Annotated in this window: 16 protein-coding genes; 10 read left to right on the top strand and 6 right to left on the bottom strand. The window is 37.9% G+C overall.

Annotation, left to right across the window (positions count from 1 at the left end):
* Positions 1-1009 precede the first annotated feature (1009 nt).
* From FJ651_RS09950 to nhaA, 8 genes are all read left to right on the top strand, one after another.
* Positions 1010-1846, top strand: coding sequence for a universal stress protein (locus tag FJ651_RS09950; protein WP_140990362.1), 837 nt, complete (start codon positions 1010-1012; stop codon positions 1844-1846).
* A gap of 14 nt (positions 1847-1860) precedes the next feature.
* Complete coding sequence (locus FJ651_RS09955) at positions 1861-2319, top strand: DinB family protein (RefSeq protein WP_140990363.1); 459 nt, start codon at positions 1861-1863, stop codon at positions 2317-2319.
* Positions 2320-2674: 355 nt separating this feature from the next.
* Entirely contained in the window at positions 2675-4507 is a 1833-nt protein-coding gene (locus FJ651_RS09960) for an MrcB family domain-containing protein (protein WP_216746123.1), read from the top strand.
* A gap of 3 nt (positions 4508-4510) precedes the next feature.
* On the top strand, positions 4511-6799 hold the full coding sequence (locus FJ651_RS09965; RefSeq protein WP_140990365.1) for a DUF2357 domain-containing protein: 2289 nt from the start codon (positions 4511-4513) through the stop codon (positions 6797-6799).
* Positions 6800-6915: 116 nt separating this feature from the next.
* Positions 6916-7248: an ArsR/SmtB family transcription factor gene (locus FJ651_RS09970; protein WP_140990366.1), complete on the top strand. Its 333-nt coding sequence runs from the start codon at positions 6916-6918 to the stop codon at positions 7246-7248.
* A 15-nt stretch (positions 7249-7263) separates the two neighbouring features.
* On the top strand, positions 7264-7878 hold the full coding sequence (locus tag FJ651_RS09975) for an arsenate-mycothiol transferase ArsC (RefSeq protein ID WP_140990367.1): 615 nt from the start codon (positions 7264-7266) through the stop codon (positions 7876-7878).
* On the top strand, positions 7875-8906 hold the full coding sequence (arsB, locus tag FJ651_RS09980) for an ACR3 family arsenite efflux transporter (protein ID WP_140990368.1): 1032 nt from the start codon (positions 7875-7877) through the stop codon (positions 8904-8906). Before FJ651_RS09975 ends, arsB begins: the two co-directional genes overlap by 4 nt.
* A gap of 852 nt (positions 8907-9758) precedes the next feature.
* The gene (gene nhaA / locus FJ651_RS09985) at positions 9759-11111 is read left to right on the top strand and encodes a Na+/H+ antiporter NhaA (RefSeq protein WP_140990369.1); all 1353 of its coding nucleotides are present in this window, start codon (positions 9759-9761) and stop codon (positions 11109-11111) included.
* 555 nt (positions 11112-11666) lie between these two features.
* On the opposite strand, the gene FJ651_RS09990 is transcribed toward nhaA, so the two are convergent.
* The 5 genes from FJ651_RS09990 to FJ651_RS10010 form a co-directional block, all read right to left on the bottom strand.
* Positions 11667-12539 (bottom strand): HAEPLYID family protein, encoded by an 873-nt coding sequence (locus tag FJ651_RS09990; protein WP_140990370.1) that lies wholly within the window; start codon positions 12537-12539, stop codon positions 11667-11669.
* A 75-nt stretch (positions 12540-12614) separates the two neighbouring features.
* Complete coding sequence (locus FJ651_RS09995) at positions 12615-12956, bottom strand: hypothetical protein (protein ID WP_140990371.1); 342 nt, start codon at positions 12954-12956, stop codon at positions 12615-12617.
* Positions 12957-13066: 110 nt separating this feature from the next.
* Positions 13067-13753: a DUF4412 domain-containing protein gene (locus FJ651_RS10000; RefSeq protein WP_140990372.1), complete on the bottom strand. Its 687-nt coding sequence runs from the start codon at positions 13751-13753 to the stop codon at positions 13067-13069.
* A 93-nt stretch (positions 13754-13846) separates the two neighbouring features.
* Positions 13847-14287, bottom strand: coding sequence for a hypothetical protein (locus FJ651_RS10005; RefSeq protein WP_140990373.1), 441 nt, complete (start codon positions 14285-14287; stop codon positions 13847-13849).
* Between the two features lie 68 nt (positions 14288-14355).
* Positions 14356-14805, bottom strand: a complete 450-nt coding sequence (locus FJ651_RS10010) for an Hsp20/alpha crystallin family protein (RefSeq protein WP_140990374.1) — start codon at positions 14803-14805, stop codon at positions 14356-14358.
* Positions 14806-15315: 510 nt separating this feature from the next.
* Between FJ651_RS10010 and FJ651_RS10015 the strand changes: the two genes are divergently transcribed.
* Together FJ651_RS10015 and FJ651_RS10020 are read left to right on the top strand one after the other, a co-directional pair.
* Positions 15316-15774 carry a DUF305 domain-containing protein gene (locus FJ651_RS10015; protein WP_140990375.1) on the top strand — a complete coding sequence of 153 codons (459 nt, stop codon included), beginning with the start codon at positions 15316-15318 and terminating at the stop codon, positions 15772-15774.
* Positions 15764-18103, top strand: coding sequence for a multicopper oxidase domain-containing protein (locus FJ651_RS10020; RefSeq protein ID WP_246085347.1), 2340 nt, complete (start codon positions 15764-15766; stop codon positions 18101-18103). Before FJ651_RS10015 ends, FJ651_RS10020 begins: the two co-directional genes overlap by 11 nt.
* Before the next feature lie 470 nt (positions 18104-18573).
* Here FJ651_RS10020 and FJ651_RS10025 read toward each other — a convergent pair whose 3' ends face one another.
* Positions 18574-21000, bottom strand: coding sequence for a S9 family peptidase (locus FJ651_RS10025; protein ID WP_140990376.1), 2427 nt, complete (start codon positions 20998-21000; stop codon positions 18574-18576).
* Between the last annotated feature and the right edge of the window lie 98 nt (positions 21001-21098).

The following is a 21098-nucleotide window of genomic DNA, read 5'->3' on the forward strand; positions in this document are numbered from 1 at the left end:
ATATTTTCTGGGGGGTTTGAAGGAATAATTTATTTTTTAAAAAAATCACCATTTTACGGAATTCCGTAAAAATTACTCAAAACCCTGTTGTAATCTTGTAGTGCTATTAATTATAAGGGCAGTGAAGATTGCCTTTAGGGAGACAGAAGGTGCATCGTCATGGTGCGCCTTTTGTTGTTTTAGATTGTTCTGTGTTTTTAACACTAAGGAAGCTTTATATTTTAGATACTGATTTTCTGTAGTTCTTTTGAATTTCTCTGTGTTACTCTGTGCCTTCTTTGATAACTTTGTGGTTTTTTAGTCTTAACTCTTAAAGTCTTATCTCGTTTCTTTTAACCACGAAGGCCACAAAGATGTTACACAATGGTCACAGAGAAGTTGTTTCAGTTATATTCCTTGTGAACTTTGTGCCTTCTTTGAGAACTTTGTGGTATAACTATTTCACATAACTCCGCGGAGAAGCGCAGAGATTCACGGAGTTTTTCTAAACCACAAACCTGCCTACCGGTCAGGCAGGGCGCACCAAGGTTGTCACAAAGGACACTAAGCATTAATAGTTTATAACGAATTTCTTTGTGAAACTCTGTGCCTTCTTTGTGAACTTTGTGGTTGATTTTGTAGTAGCCCTAAAGTCTTTTTTTACCGCAAACCTGCCTGCCGGTCAGGCAGGGTCCGCCAAGGTTTTACGCTAAGATCGCAAAGCGGTATTATTAGTTGTGGTTTTTTAGCCTTTGATCTTTTGTTTTATATTCTTAAGTGTACTACAGCATTTATACTTCTAATATCGTATATCTTATATTGTAAATCTTATATCGTATATCTTAATATTGTATTCCGTCTCCCGTCGCCTATACATGACAATTATCAATGTTTTTTCGCCCTGTAAACCTTATATTTAAGGAGTTTTAAACCTGCATAAGCCATGGCAGGTGTGAGCATTATAGACATATCTGCAACTTATAGTGGTTATTGCGTTTAAAGCACTTTTGTTAAACTAAAACTTAAGGTTATGGCTGCTATCAAAAAAATATTACTTCTAACAGACTTCTCTCAATTGTCTGACTACGCTACCCAACACGCTTTGCAAATCGCAAAAAAAACCGGTGCGGCGGTTACCTTTTTACACGTCATCAATACACCTGTAGATTGGGTAAAACTACCACTGGAGCACGAACAGTACTATCCCGAAACCAAAGCACAAATAGGCAACGCCAAAGCCAAACTGTCGGCTATGGGAATTGAGTTTTCAAAAAATGGTTTACAAACAACCGAATCTTTGTTGTATAATATAGGTGTAGAAAACATACCGAGTTTTATCAACCACAGAGATTTTGATTTGGTGATTATGGGTTCTCACGGTTCCAGTGGCTTTAAAGAAGTGGCGCTTGGCTCTAATGCTCAAAAAGTGGTGAGACAAACCAAGGTACCCACCTTAATCGTTAAAGCAGCACCCAAGCCCGACGGATTTAAACGCATGGTAATTGCCTCTAATTTTGAAACCAAACAACAAAGTTTTCACCAGGCATTGTTTGACATGAGCGAGCAGTTGCAAACCGAATTGGATTTGCTCTATGTGAACACCCCTTACAAATTCAAAGAATCTGAAGATATCAATGCCATGCTCAACAATTTCTGTGAACATAGTGCACAAAGAAGTTGTAGCATACACCATGTAGATGCTTTAAACGAAGAACGCGGCGTGGCCTATTTTATGAAACAATCCAACGCCGATGTGTTGGCCATTGCCACCACCGGAAAATCAAGTCTGGCACAATTATTTTCACCCAGCGTTACCGAGGCCGTGATTAACCATTTAGACATACCAACGCTGGTATTTCATCTTTAAAATTTAGAACCTATATGGAAAACAAAACACAAACACTCCTTAAACTCTGGTTAGAAGCGCGTACGCGGTTTAGTAACCAGTTGGAGGCTTTAACTGAAAGTGATTTGCGTAAAAGGTTGGGCGATTCACCAAATACAGTTGGGTTTTTAATGCGCCATATAGGTGATGTTGAATTGCTATTTGCCAAAAATGTATTTGGCGACGACAGCGTTAAAGTAACCGCCAAAACAGTAATTGCCAAAGCCGACACCGGCGAGTGGACCCATTTAGAAGAACTCCGAGCTTACGTTAAAACCTCTAAAGACAAACTGCAAGCCATCGTCACTCAACAAACCGACACCGACTGGGAAGACAGCATCAGCACCAAAGAATTTGGCACCAAAACCAAGGCAGAAGCCTTTGGCCGAATTATTTCGCATACCACTTACCACGCCGGACAAATGGCCATCATACTTAAATACGGAAACGCTTAAACTTTAAATACCATCACTAACAACCTTATAAATTGTGTGTGTTCTTCGGGACTTGTTCGAGGATTGTTCGGGAAATGGCCCTAAAAACCCCGTTTTACCGAAGGATCCCCGAACAACACCCGAACAAAAGTCCTGAAAATGGACTTTTTTTTGGTTTTACGGAAAACCGTAAAATGGTTATATGAAATATTATAATTTTGAACTTTATCTTAAAAAATTGACCTTATAAAATCAGTGAATCAATAAGATAAATTAAATTTAGGCAATGTTTATTTACATTAATTAAAGTAACTTTGAAATAAATCATCAATTTTCTAAAATGTCAATACCTCAAAATATTTCTAAACCAGATCTATTGAAAGCAATAGATAAAATTGATAAAGAAGGAATTCCAAAAGATGCAGATTCTAAATATTACGATGTTATTTATAATGGCTACAAATATCCTCCCAAATTAGTGGTTTCTTATGCAAATATATTTGCGAATGGAAATGAGATTGACCGAAACTCATTTAGGGGTGGAAGAAACACTCCTTGTTTTAACTTGTTAGAGACTAATGGTTTTGAAATTGTTGAAAAGATGAATAAAACTAATAATATTTTTTATCCGGAACTTCTCAGATTTATTGAGCAAGCAAAAACAGATAATCTAAAAACAAAGCATTTTATTTCCTTTTACAAGGAATTTGAAGTTAAAGTTAGTTTTGGACAGGGAAACGCAGCAAAAATCCCTTGGATTTCCTTTCTTACAGAACCAAATACAACAAGCAGAGGAATTTATCCAGTCTTTCTCTATTACAAGGAATATGAAATTTTAATACTAGCATATGGAATTAGTGAGACAAAGGCTCCTAATACATTCTGGAAAATTAAAAACGAACAATCTATTTCAGATTATTTTTACCAAGAATTTTCAAAAAAACCTGACAGATATGGTTCTTCCTTTGTTTTTAAAGTTTATAATGTTAATGATTTGCCGTCTGATATGGTTATAGAAAATGACTTAAATATGATTTTGAAAATTTACTCTGAACAATCGAGTGAAAAGTCTCAGGCCAAAATTAATTTTTCTGAAATGAATTTTGGACTTAAGTCTTTAAAGGAAGATTTATTAGTTACTGGGCTGGTATATTCTAATCAATTGTTAACAAGATTTTCAGCCTCTTTATTAACAAAACCCTTTGTGATTCTTACCGGCCTGTCAGGCTCCGGTAAAACAAAATTAGCCCAAGCATTTGTGCAATGGATATGTCAAGAAGAAAGCCAGTATCGTATGATTCCCGTTGGCGCAGATTGGACTAATCGTGAGCCCCTTTTGGGTTATCCCAATGCACTGAAACCGGAAGAATATGTAAAGCCCGATAGTGGAGTGCTTGACTTAATTATTCAGGCCAATAATCAGACTGAACTTCCGCATTTTCTAATTCTTGACGAAATGAATCTAAGCCATGTAGAACGCTATTTTGCAGACTTTTTAAGTGTTATGGAATCGAAGGAAGAAATACCCTTATATGCCGAAGGTACGGTAGAAAATGGTGTGCCTGCAAAACTAAAAGTCTCATCTAACCTGTTTATTATTGGCACCGTTAACATTGATGAAACTACTAATATGTTCAGCCCAAAAGTGCTCGATAGGGCCAACACTATCGAGTTTCGTGTGACTAAGGATGAAATGGAAGACTTTTTGGGTAATATCAAAGACATCAATATGGACGCCTTAAAAGGTAAGGGTGCAGGTATGGCAAAAAGTTTTCTGGAAATGTCTGCAAATAAAACATTTGAAACAAAAGATATAGATATAATCAACACTGCTTTGGTTCAGTTCTTTGACGAATTAAAAAAGACAGGGGCGGAATTTGGTTATCGTAGCGCAACTGAAATTCTTCGATTGATACATCAGCTTTCGGTTTTGGATAATGCCCTTACGACCAATCAAAAGATTGATATAGCTATTATGCAGAAACTATTGCCCAAGCTGCATGGTTCACGAAGAAAGCTCTGTCCGGTTTTGGAAACGCTGGGTTCTTTCTGCATTATCGGAGAGATCAAAATCATTAAAGATGTTTTTGAGAAGGCTGAATTTAATTTCAATGGAGCCAATGTACTTTACCCGCTTTCACTTGAAAAAATTACTCGAATGTACCGTGGTGCAATAGACAATGGTTTCGCGAGTTTTGCTGAGGCGTAATAAATGAAGTCATTACCTAATATAGAAATTAACCTTGATTCCATTCAGGAAGATTTGCGGCTCTGGATTGATGCCCGCAGGCCTGATTCTTTGTTTGATGCGGGAGAAAATGCAGCCGAAAATAATGAAGCAAGTTATCAATTGGTTGAAGGATGTAATTACAATTATGAAATTAGTGATGCCAAGTTTATTTTAGGTGACGTAGGAGAAAATATCATCCAACCACATATCAGAAAAACTAATCTAGGCACAATAGCTCCAAATATTTTTGTAGGAACCCTCTCAATTCCATTATTGATGAAAGAAACCTCTGAGGAATGCTGCAAAATTGAATTAGAGGTTCAATCTGTAAAATCGGGTTATCGCGATGATTACCGTGATATGCTGGAACTAATTACCGAAAAGTGTACAGACCTTTTATTGCAGGCTAATTCTCCCGTTTCGCAACATTTTGAAATTGATTATACCAAAGATAGTCAGACACTCTATCAAAAATTTGCCTTTATTAAATCCGTTATAGGCACCGATGAATTTTCGGAAGCTATTCACCGAATAGTTACTGCACCAGTAACGAGATGGAAGGAAACAACTGAAGAAAAAGATATTCGTAATGCGCGACGATTTTCAAACACAAATATTAAAGAAATACTAAAAGGCGGTAAGCGAACAAGTCTGCCAGAAGATCATTATATGAGAAGTTACGGCATTGATACCTTGCCGGAGCGAATTACAACCATAAGAAAAACAGATTCAGTTGATACGCCAGAAAACCGTTTTATAAAACATGCACTTGAAAACTTCCTGAAATTTTGTGGTGATATTAATAATAAAGCTGTAGAATTTAATCATAAAAAAATGAAAAACGAATCGGAATTAATGATTCGTGAACTGGAAGGTCAACTGCATCACAGCATTTTTAAAGACATATCAAGACCTACAACCTTAAAAATCAATAGTCCTGTATTGCAACGAAAAGAAGGATACAGAGATGTTTTGCGAGTTTGGCTCATGTTCGATCTTGCTGCTAAGCTTATTTGGAAAGGTGGGGACGATATTTACAGCGGAGGTAAAAAAGATATAGCCACTTTATACGAATACTGGCTTTTCTTCAAACTTTTGGATTTGTTTCAATCTATATTTGAAATAGAACCCAAAGATATATCTGATTTAATTAAAGAAACTCCTGACGGTTTAAACCTTCAGATAAAACAGGGAAAATTTACGGCACTTCGCGGAGTTTATAATTCAGGTACCAGAAAATTAAACATCAGGTTTAATTACAACCGGTCATTTAATGGTAAACAATCCTACCCTGATTCAGGTAGCTGGACCACAACTCTGAGACCTGATTATACGCTTTCTATATGGCCTTTAGGCATTTTAGAAAAAGAGGCAGAAAAACAAGAGCTAATTGTTCATATACACTTTGATGCCAAATATAAAATAGCCAACATGGCTCATTTTCTGGAACAGAATACAGAAATTGGACTTAATGAGGAAAAAACTGAGAATAGAAAGGGAATCTATAAAAATGCAGACTTGCTTAAAATGCATGCCTATAAAGATGCCATAAGAAGAACTGGTGGTGCATATGTATTATATCCCGGAGATAAATCCATACAACAAAAAGGATTTCACGAAATTATACCAGGGCTTGGTGCATTTCCGGTAAAACCATCGAAAACAGATAGTGGCATAGGAGAACTTAAGGCATTTATCATTGAAATTATTGAGCATTTTATTAACCGTACGTCTCAAAGAGAAAAGATGGCTTACAGAACGTTTGATGTTTATAAAAATGCGCCAAAACCTGATGACATAGTAAACGAACATTTACCTGAGGTGTATCATTTAAACCGGGGACTAATTCCGGATGAAACCTACGTTCTTGTTGGGTTTTATAATTCTGAGGAACAATATAACTGGATTCAGAATAAGAAACTATACAATTTTAGAATGGGAACCAGTCGTGGGTCGTTAATTTTAGACCCTGAAACGGTAGGTTCCAAATATCTGTTGCTTCACTCGCATGGTGAGATTAATTCAGGTAAGTTATGGAAAATAGTGAGTAAAGGGCCTAAGGTTTTATCTAAAGTAGATTTATTAAAAATGGGTTATCCTTCACCCAGCTCAGAAAATTATCTTGTTTTTCAAATAGAAAAAGTTACAGATCCTGAATTTGACAACAAAAAGTGGGATTTTAAAAAATTATCAAATTATTCATCCGGCAGAAGCTCAGGTATTCCATTTACTGCCACCTTATCCGAATTAATGAAATTTAAAGTCAGATAATTTCATTTGATAGCAGTTTATTCTTATTTAAGAAAATATGTTAATAACACTTGTGCTATAATTACATATATCGTAATATTGCAATATAACAGTCTTGTTACTAAAACCACATAACTATGGGCGTTACAAAAACCACTTTATTTAACGACACGCAAAACGAGTTGGCGGCTTTTGCCAAGGTGTTGGGGCATCCTGCCCGTATTGCTATTTTACAGTATTTGTTAAAGGCCAATACCTGTTGTAACTACAACCTGGTAGATGATTTGGGTTTGGCGCAGGCTACCATAAGTCAGCACTTAAAAGAAATGAAACAACTGGGTATTATTCAGGGCACCGTAGAAGGTGTTTCGGTGAATTATTGTATCAATCCCGAGAAATGGCTGGAGTTAAAGGCCAGGTTTTCGGAGTTGTTTGATGGCTATCGTCCCGGTGATTGTTTGTCTTGTTAATTTAAAGCCTTTTGTATGTATCCACAACTTACTGCATTGATAGCCGGTATTAACCTAAGTGATATTCCGGCCAACAGAAAAAGTACCTTACAACTCCTCATTGATTATATTCAACATAAGGTAATAAACAATCAGGCGGTGAACTTAAACTTTATATGCACGCATAATTCGCGCCGCAGTCATTTGAGCCAGATTTGGGCGCAGGTAATGGCGGCCAATTTTGAGATTCCAAAGGTGAGTTGTTACTCAGGTGGGACAGAGGCTACGGCCATGTTTCCAATGGTTGGCGAGACTTTAAAGGCTCAGGGTTTTAACGTGATGGCGCTTTCTGAAGGTAAGAATCCGGTGTATGCCATTAAGTTTTCAGACCATGCACATCCTGTAATAGCCTTTTCTAAGGTGTACGACCATGCGTTTAATCCGGTAAGCAATTTTGCAGCCGTATTAACCTGTTCGCAAGCCGATGCCGGTTGTCCGTTCATCGCCGGTGCCGAAGCGCGTATTCCGGTGACTTACGAAGATCCCAAGGCCTTTGACGGCACGCCGCAACAAGCCGCTAAGTACGCAGAGCGCAGTACTCAAATTGCCACAGAGTTGTGTTATGTGTTTTCTAATATTAGCAAGCCATGACCACCACTAAAAAACAACTGCCCGTTTTTGAGCGTTACCTGAGTTTATGGGTGGCTTTGTGCATTGCCGCCGGTATAGGCATTGGGCAACTGGCAGGCAATAGCATGCAGCTCTTAGCCGATGCCGAGATTTATAAGGTGAACATCCCCATTGCCATTTTAATCTGGTTAATGATTTACCCCATGATGCTGCAAATAGATTTTAGCAGTATTAAAAATGTGGGAAAAGCACCCAAAGGCCTAATGTTAACACTGGTGGTGAACTGGTTGATCAAGCCCTTTACCATGGCCTTTTTTGCCTGGATATTTTTTGACCATATTTTTTCGGCCTTTATACAACCCGAACTGGCAGGCGAGTACATTGCAGGTGCTATTTTGCTGGGTGTGGCACCTTGTACTGCGATGGTGTTTGTATGGTCGTACCTTACCGATGGCGACCCTAATTACACATTGGTACAGGTATCTATCAACGATTTAATTATTTTAATAGCCTTTGTACCGTTGGTAGGATTGTTATTAGGCATTACCGATGTTACCATCCCGTATGATACTTTGGTGGCTTCGGTATTGATTTTTGTGGTGGTGCCGCTGGTGGCAGGCGTGATCACCAATAAACTACTGGTTAAAAAACACGGTGAAGATTGGTTTAAAAATAAATTCTTACCCAAATTAAAACCGGTAAGTATCTTGGCTTTGTTACTAACCTTGGTGTTGTTATTTGCTTTTCAGGGCAGCAATATTTTAGACAATCCGCTTATTATCGTGTTAATCGCGGTACCATTGATTATTCAGTCGTATTTTATTTTCTTTTTAACTTGGTTTTCCGGCCGAAAACTAAAGCTGCGTCATGCCGTTTGTGCACCGGCAGCCATGATTGGCACCAGTAACTTTTTTGAGTTGGCGGTGGCGGTGGCTATTGCTTTATTCGGACTTGGGAGTCCGGCGGCGTTGGTTACCGTTGTTGGGGTGTTGGTGGAAGTTCCGGTGATGTTGAGTTTGGTGGCGTTGGCGAATAAGTGGCGGTATTAGTGGGTTTTTTCAACACGGATGACAAAGATTTTCACAGATATTTTTTGTTATTGAGTTATTGAGTTATTGAGTTGCTGAGTTATTTGCGATTATATTGAAGGGAGTTTAAATTCCCTTAGTTTCCGACGAAAATTTCCTCAGCATCGAATAATCATTCCCTCAATAGGGAATTTTAGGATGTTTTAAGATGCTGTAAATTAGTGGTTAAAATTGAGTGTTTTGATAGTAAGTTTTTTTGTTTTAGGACTTGTTTTTGAAGATTGGGATTGTCGGTATATTTTAGTTAATGTTCATGATGTTTTGTTCATTTTTTTATTCATGATTTTTTATTTGATAATAAGGTATTCATGATTGCTTCGCAGTTGCTTGATAAAAAAACGTATTTAAGCGTGAAGTCTTCAAGTTTTAGGTATTAAAGTCTTTAGTTTTAAAAGAACAACCCACCCCTTTAGTCCCCTCCCAGGAGGGGATGTTTATGAATTTTTAATTTGATATAGTTAGTTTGTTTGATGATTTTCATTGTAAATAAGTGTACAGTGTGGATAAAATCAGACGAATTTTACAATAAATAACGAAACTATTCCCCTCTTGGGAGGGGTTAGGGGTGGGTAGTTCTTAAAGTTGTTTATTTTCAGTTTATGACAGATTAGGTGTATTAATCGTTCTTATTTACCGTTTCAAGTGTAAAATCTTATTTCTTTATATCTTGATGCAAGACTAAAAATTATTCTTTTTAACATGTTACACTCCATAGGCTTTTTTAATTTGATCAGTTCATAAGTTTTACAGAAATACTTAATGATTTAATTCAATAAAAAAATTATCTTTATTTTTAAGTGAAATAAGACTGAGATGAAAAAATCAAGTTTAGAAATCCTTCTGTTATTACCCATCAAAAATTTTATTGAAAAGAAAACCTCCGTTGGCTTATTACTTATTTTTTCGGCGGTATTAGCGATGATTTTCGCTAATTCTGCCTTATCTGAAAGCTATCATAACTTTTGGAGTCGATACATTTATATAGGCATTGAAGATTTTGTCATTAGAAAAAACCTGCTGCACTGGATTAACGACGGACTCATGTCTATGTTCTTTTTTCTGGTTGGCTTAGAATTAAAAAGAGAGTTGATGCATGGCGAGTTGGCAAGCTTTAAAAGCGCTTTGCTACCGGTAGCTGCGGCTGTTGGTGGTATGTTATTTCCCGCCTTGATTTATTATATGTTTACCCAGGGAACCGATGCCGTTACGGGCTGGGGTATTCCCATGGCAACCGATATTGCTTTTGCATTGGGTATTTTGTATTTACTGGGAGACAAAGTACCACTATCCTTAAAAATATTTTTAACAGCCGTTGCCATAGTTGACGATTTAGGCGCTGTACTGGTTATTGCATTGTTCTACACATCTGAAATCTCAATGAATAATCTGGCTATGGGTGGATTCTTTTTACTCATATTATTTACAGCTAATAGAATGGGTATTAGAAATACTTTGTTTTATGCGGTTATGGGCATTGGTGGTTTGTGGCTGGCTGTTTTGCTGTCGGGTGTTCATGCTACCATTGCCGCCGTTTTAGCGGCCTTCACCATACCCACCAATAAAAAAGTAAATACCTCTTTATTTTTAAGAAAGGTGAGACAGCTCACCTCTAAAATAAAGCGTTTAAAACAAAAATCTATAAATGACCCGCATGAAGACTTCGATAAAATTTCGGAAAACATAGAAAAATTTTCACTGCTCACCGAAGATGCCACGCCACCGTTGCAAAGGCTTGAACACGCCTTGCATCCTTTTGTGAGTTTTGTAGTGCTGCCCATATTTGCCTTTGCCAATGCCGGCGTCACCATAGATGTTGAATCCTTCGGCTATTTCTTAAGTCCAATAACACTAGGCGTGGCTCTAGGTTTAATAGTAGGAAAAATAACAGGCATTTACCTTTTTGTACGATTAATGCTATTGTTTAAACTGTGTGCATTGCCCGAAGGTGTTAACCTAAAACATATTTTAGGTGTCGGTATTTTGGCCTCTATTGGTTTTACCATGTCACTTTTTATCACCGAATTAGCTTTTGAAAGTGATATGTATCATACCCAAGCTAAAATAGGTATTCTGGTAGCTTCGTTTATAGCCGGATTAGGCGGTTTTATGTACCTGAAAATTATTGGTAATGGCGGTGATGCAACAGTGGACGAAGCCGACGATTAATCTTCCTGAATTACAAGTGTCTAAAATGGTTATTCTAGCGCTCGTTTTTAACGAGTGCTTATCTATATCATCAGGAATGAACGAAGCATTTGCAATGCGGTCTTATTAGAAACTTAAAGTGGATGTCGTTTGCTTTATGACCGATTCGCAGTCTTAATTTTTATTCATTCATTTTTTGTTTGATCAAGACCGCTCGACAGGCTCGCGGCAGGCTCTTTACCAACGAGTTGGGGACTGCGCAACGCGGGCTTTTTTTCTTAAGTCAATTTTAATATTACTAAGATGATTTATAGAATACTTCTGGTTTGACAATGTTAACATGATGTATTTAGCGCACAAGATCTTATCGGGTTCGAGGGGCTCACCGATATTTTTTATTTTTATGAGATATTGTTGTTTTTGAGCCATTTTTATGGTGTAGTTTTCAGATGAGATATTCAAATCTTGCTGTCTTCAGTCTTCAGTCTTCGGTCTTCAGTCTTCCGTCTTCCGTCTTCCGTCTTCCGTCTTCAAATCTTACGTCAAAACTCAATAACACCATTAACCAACGCTTATTTAATGTCCGGGTTCATAAATGATCCTAAGAAAGGTGCTTAGTCGTTCGTTTTCTCTGCTAATGGGAATGCCAGTTACAATACCAATTAATAAATTATCGGTTACACTCACGCGCATTTGTGGGCGCATCACCATATCTAATTTACCGGCATCATTTAATTCCTTATTGAGTTCTATTCCCAGAAAGTTACGTGTACCACTTATCATGTAGTGAAAGTTGGTATTAAATTGCCAGACGGTTTCCCATGAATTACTGTTGAAGTTTTCAAAAAACTGCGGACCGGTATACAGCAAGGTATGAAAGTTATTGCCCCATCGTTTGGCAGCAATAAAAAACGGATTATAGATGTTACCCGCATAAAAACGACTGCTGCTGTAATTACGGAATTCGGTGAGTTCAAATTCGTGCAAATAACCAATTGCCAAAGAGGTTTTGTATTCCTCAGACACCCAAAAAGTATATTGAGCTGCGAGTTTTAAGCTTTGCAACTTGCTACCGGGTGCTTGCGTGCCATTTTCGGTAGGTTCAAAAATGGAGAACGGCAGTTCTACTTCCAGTCCGAGTCTGTCAATCGGAGCCCATTCGTATTCTACCAGCGCCAGGTATTCGTCAAAATTGCGTTTGTCGGTGATTCCAAATCCGAAGTTCCATTCTTTTTCACCTTTACGGGCACCCAAATCTCTAATTAAATCAATATACAAAGGTTCGGCGTGCAGTACTTTGGGGCGTTCTTTAGGTCTGTTTTCAGTTTCAGCAATATAGAGGCTATCTAAGGTTTGTTTGTTGGTTTCAGTTTCGGTTTGTGAGTAGATTGAGATGACCGGTGTCGACAAAATAAATAGTAAACACCAATGCTTTAAGTATTTAAACATGATTTATGATTTTAGTTAAACAATACAGATAATGAAGCTTTCTAGTAAAGCTTCAGTTGATTCTTGGGTATGATGTTAACTAAAATCGGGTGGAGGAGAAGTCACCTCACTAAATGGCTCGGCTATAAGCGGAATGCTATAATGGTTATAGTTGTTATTTCTAACCGTTTCTTGAAAATCAGAAAAACTTAGGGCATAAAGCGATAAATAAACATCAATTTTAAAAGATGGTTTTATTTGGCTTTTGGAGTCTGCATCGCTGTCCTGAGTCTCTGGGATTGCATTTTCGAAGCCCAGAACCTTTTCAACTACAATTTCAATAATACTCTCTTGAAGGTTAAACGCCGCATCGGGTTGTGGGGCGTTAAAAATATAATTGGGCACATCTACGCTAATATTAAGCATATATAAGCCCATGAACAGACTAAAATATTTGGTTATATGTAGTTTAAGATTTGGATTCACGGTTGCAAATATAAAAAAAGACCTCGATGTCAAGGTCTTTTTAAAATTTTGTTAACGCAAAATTAATAGCCGGGCATTGGCATATCTGCGAAATTCTTTAGAGCATAGCCTTCGGGTTTTTCAAAAACGCTGTCGGCTACGGGTGATGGATCCAGTTTGGTAGTTTCCATAATCATGGTAACACTGGCACCTGGCAAAGGAATTTCGGATTCTAAGCGCAACACAATACCGTTGATATTGGCTTGTTTAAGAAGCTCCATTGAAGCATCCTGGTTAAAAGTTACTTTGTATTCGGGCATACTATATTTGGTTGAAACCCACATGACCATTTTCATCTCCATGCCCATTTGGCTCATGCTCACTGTGTATTTATCACAAGTTAAACCTAATATTTCTTTGGTTTCACCTTCAACTTTTTCAACCTGTACATTTTCCATCTTAGGCTGATTTTGTTCTACAAAATCATTATCCATAGTATATACTGCTTTATTATTATGGCTTATGGCAAAACTTTCGGTTGGGGTGGTCACCACGCGGTTCATCATGGCTTCCATAGCAGCACCGTTAAAATCTACGGCGCTTTTATCTTTTCCGTAGTAAGAGGTCATGCCTTTGGGCATATATTGTGCCATCATTTCGGCACTTTCGCCTTCGTAGTGATAGGTGATTTCCTGAGTGCCGTAAAAGGTTTGCTGAGCCTGGGTGAAGCTTAGTGCGATAAGGCATAAAAAGTAGCATAAGTGTTTCATGTGAGATGTTATGAAAATTAAACACCCAAAGCTAAGATTTATTTTTCAAAGCTTTGGGTGTTTTCGTTTTAAATTAAAGCAACTTGCTAAATTTCAAACCTTAGATACACTTTTTTCGATTTTGAGAATGTGTGCGATGTGTTTAAATAATTCGCGTTTTAAGTTTTTAAAGGCATTTTTGTGTGTATCCATTTCGTCATGTAAACCGGCTTGACATCTTTTAAAATTTTGTTCTTCTTTAAGCTGGTCTACGCCGTCTACCAATATTTCAAGGTCCCTTAACTGATGTTCTACAGTTCTTATTAATTGAAACGTTTTGGCACTGCTTTTAGCAAGTTGCTCAAGTAATTCTTTACTGTGTGCGTAGTTAGATTTGGTGGTTAATTCTCTGTTGTGATCTCGAATCACTTCTTGAAAGAACCGCTGTTCGTCTTTAATAAATTGTAGTTCAGACAACCACGTTTTGCAAATGTCGTTCAAATCGTCCGGACTTAGCCATTTCATCAACTTTGGATAATAATCTGTAGGTGTCATGATTCTAGTTTTTAAGTTTTGACAATCAGGGCGGCGCTCTTTACGTCGCCCTGTTGCTGTCAAGAAATCTAATTAACCTCAATCAGTTTTTTAGGAGCTGTTTTTGAGGCTTCAAGCTTGTTGATACGAAGGTTTAAAATACCCTTTTTGTAGGTGGCTTTAATTTCTTCCTCCAAGTTAGCTGTTGTTGGCAGCTTGATGGAACGGTTAAAAGCGCTGTAATTAAACTCTCTTCGCATAAAGTCTTTTTCGTTTTCTTCGCGTTCAAGTTTTTTCTCACCCTTAACGAAGAGTACGTTGTCTTCAATGCTCACTTCAAAATCTTCTTTAGAGAAACCTGGAGCTGCAAATTCAATCTCAAAGTCGGTTTCATGCTCTTTGATGTTCATTGCAGGCATCAATCCGTCTTCAGTAAAAAAGTCGTCATTAAAGAATGTGTCAGTGCTTAATAAATCTTTTAAGCTTGCGTTATTCCATGGGAATAAACGGTTTCTGTTGTTAAATTTTACAAGTGACATAACTGAAAGATTTAAGTTAAACTTCCTTTTAAATCGGTTATAAGGTAGTGAATTAGTTAGTGAAAAAATATGATATTGGTCATGTTTTGGGGTTTGTTTTGGGTGAGAAAATAGAAAATAGAAAATAGAAAATAGAAAATAGAAAATAGAGAAGAGAGAAGAGAGAAGAGAGAAGAGAGAAGAGAGAAGACCTGTCTGACGACAGGCAGGGAGAAGAGAGGATTTGATTTACGATATACGATATTAGAAGTTTAAGATGGAAGATGAATGGATTTTAATTGATCTCGGAATGACAAAACAAACGTCATATGTCACTCCGAGTGAGTGAGGCACGAGTGACGAGGAGTCTCATTGCAATGCGTCTTGATATCTGAAAATTTGGATCGAGCATGCTAAAAATAAAGTCCGATTTTTTTCATACCTTTATAACTCTTTCGAAAAAACTCGTCCACCAAATCACCACGAGTTAAAATGCCAATCTTTGGTTGTAATCTTTAAAAAAATAGTAAAATGAATAAATCAAACTATACCAAATTTATCCTCATGCTAATTTGTTCGGCAATCTCCATGTACATAACTATGTATTTCAATACTTATGAGTTAAGTCACGTGTTTTTTAGCTGGACAAGAATGTATATGACCTTAATAGGTATTGGTGGAATGGCAATAATCATGTTCTTGTTTATGCGTAACATGTACACCAGTAAACTTAAAAACACGATGTTAATTGTTGGCAGCCTGCTATTAATGGCAGTTTCAACAGTTCTGGTAAGGCAACAAATCCCAATAGATGATGTGAAATGGTTAAGAGCAATGATTCCACATCATTCCATTGCTATTCTTACCAGTAACAAGGCAGATATAAAAGACCCGGAGGTAAAAAAGTTGGCAGAAGAAATAATTAAAGCACAGGAAGAGGAAATTGCAGAAATGAAAAGAATGATAGAAAGACTCAAAAATGAACAATAAAAATATAATAAAAACATACTGTTTAATCATAATAATATTCACAACAAACATACTTTTTTCCCAGGTTGGAACAAACGGACAAGACAGAACAGAAGAGGGAAGGCCGGTTAAAGAATATAACCTAACCATTGCTGAAAGTAATATTACATTGGCTGGTGTAACGGCTAATGGCATCACGGTTAACGGCGGCATTCCGGCACCAACTCTGGAGTTCGTAGAAGGTGACCTGGCCATTATAAATGTTACTAATAAGATGGAAGTAGAAACTTCAATACATTGGCATGGTATAATTCTTCCTAATTTTTATGACGGTGTTCCTTATTTAACCACACCACCCATAAAGCCTAATGAAACCTTTCAGTACCGGATACCAATCAATCAAACGGGAACCTATTGGTACCATTCACACACAATGCTTCAGGAGCAAAAAGGTGTCTATGGATCGATAGTTATACAACCAAAAGAAAAACTTCTCAGCTATGATAAAGAATTAGTGGTAGTTTTATCTGATTGGACAAATGAGAAGGCTGAGAATGTATTAAAAAATTTGAAAAGAGGTAATGAATGGTATCAGGTAAGAAAGGGTACAAGCGTGCCATTAAGCCGTGCTATTAGTCAAAATGCTTTTGGGGCACAACTTAAAATGTGGCGAGACCGAATGGAAGGCGCAGATATTGCTGATATTTATTATCCTGTTTTTTTAAGTAACGGACAAGATTTGGCCAAGTATCCTGAATTTAATCCGGGTGAGAAAGTAAGGCTGAGATTTATCAATGCAGCTGCCTCCACTTATTTCTGGCTAGACTTTGGAGGGGGTAACCCACAAATTGTATCCAGTGATGGTGTAGACGTTCAACCTGTTTCTAAAAACCGTTTTCTTTTTGCAATCGCCGAAACGTATGATATCATCGTAAGCATTCCTAATGGAACCTTAGAAATCACCGCCACAGCTCAAGATGGTTCGGGGCATACTTCAATTCAAATAGGAAGTGGAGTTTTATTTCCGGCAACCGTTATTGATAGACCTGATAAAGTGGCCATGATGAAGCAAATGGCCAATATGGATATGAAGATGGGTGCACCGGCTATCATAGGAAACCTTAAACGCAATACGCCAAAGTACTTAAAGGAAAAGTACGGCATGAAGATGGACATGTCGCACGACCATATGAATATGGAAGATGATCATGAAATTAATGGTCATAGGGAAAAGGATACGAATAAAGTATCTGAAATGCCAATGGTGAAGACAAATCATAAACATATGCAGCATCAGGATAATTCAATTAAAGACACGGCCAAATTTGATTACGATACACGAAAAACATATTTCAATTACGATTTTCTGAAAGCAACCCAGCCAACTACATTCCCTGTAGATGCTCAGGTGAATGAATTATTACTCAACCTTACGGGAAATATGAACCGCTACGTATGGAGTATTAATGGTGTTCCCTTGTCCGAGACTGATAAAATTAAAATCAAAGGCGGAGAGGTTACAAGGATAACCTTAAATAACCTTACAATGATGCACCACCCAATGCACCTGCATGGTCATTATTTTAGGGTGGTTAATAAAAATGGAGAACGTTCACCACTAAAACATACGGTGAATGTACCGCCAATGGAACAAGTAACCATAGAATTCTACAATGAGGAATACGGAGATTGGTTTTTTCATTGCCACGTTCTCTACCATATGATGAGCGGAATGGCTCGCATTTTTAGTTACGACACGCCACGTGATGAACGAATGGAAGCCTACCCTGTAAAAAAATTAATACACGAGAGCAATCAATATTTCCATTGGGGATTAGCTCGTTTGGGGTCTAACTTTAATGAAGTAGTATTAACGTCAAGCAACATTAGAAATGAGTTTGGTTTGCGTGGTGAATTTGATTACAAAGAAAATGCAGAAATTGAAATAAGCTACAATAGGTACTTAAACAGCTGGGTCAGACTATATGTGGGAGTAAATGCAGAAAACGAAAGTCCTGATTCATTTGATAGAATCAACACAGTGGTTGTATCGGGGATTAAATATTTTTCTCCTTATATGTTTAGTCTTGATTTGAGCATCGACCACCAACTACGACCAAGAATTAGACTCGACAGAGAATTTCTTTTATTTCCACGAATATTTTTGGAGGGAGAATATGAATACCGGGCAGATTTTGGATGGGTTAATGATTTTGAGAATGGCGCAGATTTCGAGGAAGAAACAGAATGGCTTATTGGACTGTCGTATATTCTTTCACGTAATTTCTCCATTCAAGGGAATTATAATAACCAATACGGTTGGGGTGGCGGACTTTTGGTTAGATTCTAAAAATTGGATTCAAATGAATGTGGTGAGTTTAGTTTATTAATGTAAAGCTTGAATGTCATATAGAACCACATGGAAAATAAATAATTGCTATAGACACCTATTTACTGAATAATTTTAAATTAATGGTTTGCCATTGTCAGTATTAATAATTTAAAATCCAATACTATATATTTTTATCACCCTAAAGCAGCAAGGCACGAGCGACGAGGAGTCTCATTGAATGGGTCCTAATAATCGGGAAATTTGGACCTAAGGTGATGCGATTCCTTCCGCCTAAGGCGGACTGGCACTTCGTCGGAATGACAAAATAAACGTCATTCATTTGTCACTCCGAGTGCACCCGTTCCAATAGCGTTCTGGAGAAAGGAGTGCATGCCATTTGTTTTTCAATAGAATATCAAATAGCAGTTCATAAAAAAGACCCATATTAAAAAATACGGGTCTTTTTCAATTTCATAAAATTCGATTATTTACTCAACCGGCTTATTCTTTACATAAGTCTCCAACCATTGATCTTGCTCCCAGAGCATGTGCATAATGCTTTCTTTGGCGGCATAACCATGACTTTCTTTAGGTAACATCACCAACCTTACCGGTGCGCCTAAGCCTTTTAGGGCATTAAAATAGCGTTCACTTTGCATAGGGTAGGTACCCGAATTGTTATCGGCTTCACCGTGAATGAGCAATAAGGGGGTTTTCATATTGTGAGCGTTCATAAATGGCGACATGGTATTGTAAACATCCGGTGCTTCCCAATAGTTGCGCTCTTCACTTTGAAATCCGAATGGCGTTAGCGTACGATTATAAGCACCACTTCTGGCAATACCAGCAGCAAACAAATCGGAATGACTCAATAAATTAGCCGTCATAAAAGCACCATAACTATGTCCACCAGCAGCCACGCGGTTTCGGTCTATATAACCCATAGCATCAACGGCATCTATAGCCGCTTTAGCGTTGCCAACCAATTGTTTTACAAAGCTGTCGTTGGGTTCTTCATCGCCTTCGCCTATAATAGGAAAAGCCGCATCGTCTAATACCACATAACCGCGGTTGACCCAATAAATGGGAGAGCCGTAATACGGATAGGTAAATTCTTTAGAATTGGAAGTCACCTGAGCTGCACTGCTGCGGTCTTTGTACTCGACCGGATAAGCCCACATAATCATTGGCATTTTTTCCTTTTTGGATTTATCGTATCCCACAGGTAAATACAGCGTACCCGAAAGTTCTAATCCGTCATCGCGCTTATAGGTAATGATTTCTTTATGCACATCCTGCAGTGCTTTAAACGGGTTGCTGAAATTGGTAATTTGCTCCAGTTTTTTGGTTTTGATGTTTCTCATATAGTAATTGGGGAACTGAGTCGCATTTTCCAATCGCACCAAAACCTGTCCCTTTTTAATGTCGATGATATTCACCAAATCTTCTAAATAATCATCGTCTTTACTTTGATACAATCGCTTTTTAGATTGGGTGTTTACATTGTATTCATCAATAAATGGGAATTTACCATCCGGTGAGTAACCATCACCCATCAAAATAAGCGTGTTCGCCTTGGCGAATTCAAGAACCGAGCGGTCAAATTGGTTTCTGGTAGTAACAAAGTAACCAGGATCGCTATAGGTGTCCTGATAATTGCGTTCTACAAACAGCTGAGGTTCTTCATTAACATTTGAAGGATTGAAAAATAAAGTTCTACTGGTTCTGGTGTTCCACCATCTTTCGTAAACCACGGCCAGTTGATCGTTGCCCCAGGTGACCCCGGCATAACGTAATTTAGTTTTTACCATTGGCGTTTTTTCACCCGTAAAAGGTGCCTTTAACTGGTATACTTCATCTCTAAAGTCAACTTCCGTTTCAGGGTCGCCACCATCTAAGGCTTCCACCCAGTACAACGTTGCCGGCTGATCACTGCGCCAGCTCACGTTTCTTATACCCGTGCGTGTTGCCATAAAACCTTTGGGTAATTCTTCAATCAGCGGCACTTCGGTAATGGTTTTTATAAAATTTCCGTTTTGATCATAAAGGTTATAATTGGTAGGAAACCTTGAATAAGGTACTATATAGGAAAAGGGTTTATTGATTTCGGTTACCATCACATAATTACCGTCGGGAGAGAATGACATTCCTGAATACATACCGGCTGATTTCCATAGGGTAGTGGTGCCATCTAAATTTACCTTATAGATTTCGCTGGTAACCAGGGTTTCAAAATTAGCTTCATCGGCTTTATTTTGCAGTAAATCCTGATAGGTGCGATTTTGGGCTTTTTGGCCTTCTTCATTAACCGAAATGGTTGGGCCTTTGGGGATACTCACAGAAGTGTCAATTAATTTAGGTCGGTTTGCAGGCAGCGTTGTTACCAAAAATCCACTTTCATTAGGAATCCATTCCATAGCGCCACCCATATTGGCATTGAGGTTGTCATCGGTAAGCTTTTTAGCGCTTTTGGCTGCGTAATCAATCACCCATAACTCTACGCCTGTTTCGGTGGTGTTGGTAAAGGCAATGTAGTTTTGTTTTGGAGACCAGCTGATATTGGCAATTCTGGGATTTGCCGGCATATTGGCTATTTGGGAGCTGGTTTTTGTTTTTGGATCAAACAATTCCAGTTGAGTGCTATAGCGCACTCGGCTTGAAATATTGGTTACCGGATTGATACGCAATCCACCCAGACGCAGTTCGGTTTCAGACAACTCAGCGATGGTTTTATACTGGTCACGGGAAATGAGGAGTGCTTTACTACCATCGTTATTAATGCTAATACTTGGTGGCATGGTCACATCGGCCAGGCTTTTAATGTTATCGTGAGGCGTTTGATAACTCAGGTCTAATTGTGCCAGAGTGAATAGCGGTAATAGTAATAGAACAAACAAAAACTTAAAATGTTTCATGAGGATATGTATTGAAGTTAATTAATTTCAGAACCCTAAATTTACGAAAAAATGCTTTTTTTAGTCTCATACCCGGGGCTTTATAGTGTGAAAATTTA

The sequence above is a fragment of the Paucihalobacter ruber genome, from assembly GCF_006494535.1.
GTDB lineage: Bacteria > Bacteroidota > Bacteroidia > Flavobacteriales > Flavobacteriaceae > Paucihalobacter > Paucihalobacter ruber.